Raw genomic sequence first — 2,275 nt, forward strand, 5'->3', positions numbered from 1 at the left:
CCGCCGCGCCCGGGCGCCGGACGGCCCGTCTCGGCCCCGTGCTCGGCACCGGCTGGTCCCCGGCAGCGGGGCCGAACCCGCCGGGCAGCCGCACCTCCACGCGGGTGCCGCCGACCTCGACGGTGATCGTCTCCCGCTCGACGGCGGGCGCCGCCGCGATTTCCCCGTCGTACGGCGGGATGTCGTGCGCGAAGCCGGTCTCGATCCAGCGGGTGTGCACCGCGAAGGGCGCGCCGGCGAACGCGGGGTCGCCGACGAGCGCCCGGTGGAAGGGCAGCACGGTGGGCACGCCCGTCACCTCGAACTCCGCCAGCGCGCGGCGGGCGCGTTCGAGAGCCTGCCGCCGGGTCGCTCCGGTGACGACCAGCTTGGCGAGCAGGGAATCGAACTCCTGGGGCACGGTGTCGCCGCGGCCGTAGCCGGAGTCGAGCCGCACGCCGGGACCCGACGGCGGGCGCCAGCCGGTGAGCACGCCCGCCGCCGGCAGGAAGTCCTGGGCCACGTCCTCGGCGTTGATCCGGAATTCGATGGCGTGGCCACGGGGTTCGGGATCGTCGTAGCCGAGCGGCTCGCCGTCGGCGATCCGGAACATTTCCCGGACCAGGTCGATGCCGGTGATCTCCTCCGTCACCGGGTGCTCGACCTGCAGCCGGGTGTTGACCTCCAGGAAGGAGATCTCCCCGTCTCGGCCGACCAGGAACTCGCACGTGCCGGCGCCGACGTACCCGGCCGCGCGCAGGATCGCCTTGGAAGCCGACCGCAGCAGATCCTCCTGGGCGGCGGAGAGAAACGGCGCCGGCGCCTCCTCCACCAGCTTCTGGTGCCGGCGCTGGAGCGAACAGTCGCGAGTGGACACGACCACGACGGTGCCGTGCGCGTCGGCCAGGCACTGGGTCTCGACGTGCCGCTGGTTTTCCAGGTACCGCTCGACGAAGCACTCTGCCCGGCCGAAGACGCGGACCGCCTCGCGGACCGCCGATTCGTACCGCTCGGGGATTTCCTCGAGGGTGCGGGCGACCTTGAGCCCCCGGCCGCCGCCGCCGAGCGCGGCCTTGATCACGATCGGCAAGCCGTGTTCGCGGGCGAAGGCCACCACCTGCGCGGCGCCGGTGACGGGTCCGGCCGTCCCGGCGGCGAGCGGGGCACCGGCCCGCTCGGCGACCTGCCGCGCCCGGACCTTGTCGCCCAGCGCGGCGATGACGGCGGGCGGCGGCCCGATCCACACCAGACCCGCGTCGAGCACCGCCTGCGCGAAGTCCGCTTTTTCCGACAGGAACCCGTATCCCGGGTGCACCGCGTCCGCGCCGGAGTCCTTGGCGGCCTTCAGCAGCTTGCCGGCGTCGAGGTAGCTCTCGGCCGCCGTCCGGCCACCCAGCGCGTGTGCCTCGTCGGCCACCCGCACGTGCCGGGCGTCCAGGTCCTGCTCGGCGTAGACGGCGACGCTGGCCAGCCCGCTGTCCGCGCAGGCTCGCGCGATCCGGACCGCGATTTCGCCGCGGTTGGCGATGAGAACCTTGCGCACGCGTGTCTCCCCTCTCCTGCGGCGGCGGTTCAGCGGGCGGCGGCGCGTCCCCGCGCCACGAGCCCCAGTGCCTCGGCCCAGCCGGCCCGCCTCCTGATCAGTGCGCGGTACTTCATGGTCAGCGACGGCCGGTTGACGGCGAGTGCGCCGGCCAGCCGGTCACCGTCGCGGTAGAGCGTCACGAACCGGTCGCCGTCGCCGAACGACTCGACCTGGTCGCCTTCGGGCACACCGACGAACTGGATCCGGGTGCCGTACCAGTCCGACCAGAAGTACGGGACCGTCTCGTGCGGCTCGGCGACCCCGCGGGACACGGCGTTGCGCGCCGCGACGACGCCCTGCTCCGCCGCGCTCGTCCAGTGCTCCAGCCGCATGGACCGGCCGAAGAGGGGATTCCACCAGCGGGCGACGTCCCCGGCCGCGTAGACGCCCGCGGCACTGGCGGCGAGCGTCCGGTCGCAGACCACGCCGTCCTGAACCGCGAGACCGGACCCGGCCAGCCAGCCGGTGGCCGGCTCCGCGCCGACGCCGACCACCACCAGGTCGGCGGGCAGGACGGTGCCGTCGGAGAGCAGCACCCGCTCGACCCGGCCGGCACCCTCGAGGCCGGTCACCGAGACGCCGCAACGCAGGACCGTTCCGTTGGCGGCGTGCAACGCGGCGCAGGCCGAGCCCGCCGGCTCGCCGATCGCCCGGGCCAGCGGGGACGGCGCCGCCTCGACCACCGTGACGGGCAGCCCCCGTTTCCGGGCG

The 2,275-nt window shown here is 74.7% G+C and carries 2 protein-coding genes; both read right to left on the reverse strand.

The window, feature by feature from the left end:
- A partial coding sequence (locus tag G3I65_RS08915; protein WP_160695669.1) for an acetyl/propionyl/methylcrotonyl-CoA carboxylase subunit alpha occupies positions 1 to 1,522 on the reverse strand: 1,522 nt, incomplete at its 3' end.
- A gap of 29 nt (positions 1,523 to 1,551) precedes the next feature.
- Positions 1,552 to 2,275 (reverse strand): NAD(P)/FAD-dependent oxidoreductase (locus G3I65_RS08920; protein ID WP_160695670.1); only part of this gene is annotated, 724 nt, incomplete at its 5' end.

Origin of the sequence: Amycolatopsis sp. SID8362 (genome assembly GCF_010550475.1) — a bacterium.
Classification (GTDB): Bacteria; Actinomycetota; Actinomycetes; order Mycobacteriales; family Pseudonocardiaceae; genus Amycolatopsis; species Amycolatopsis eburnea.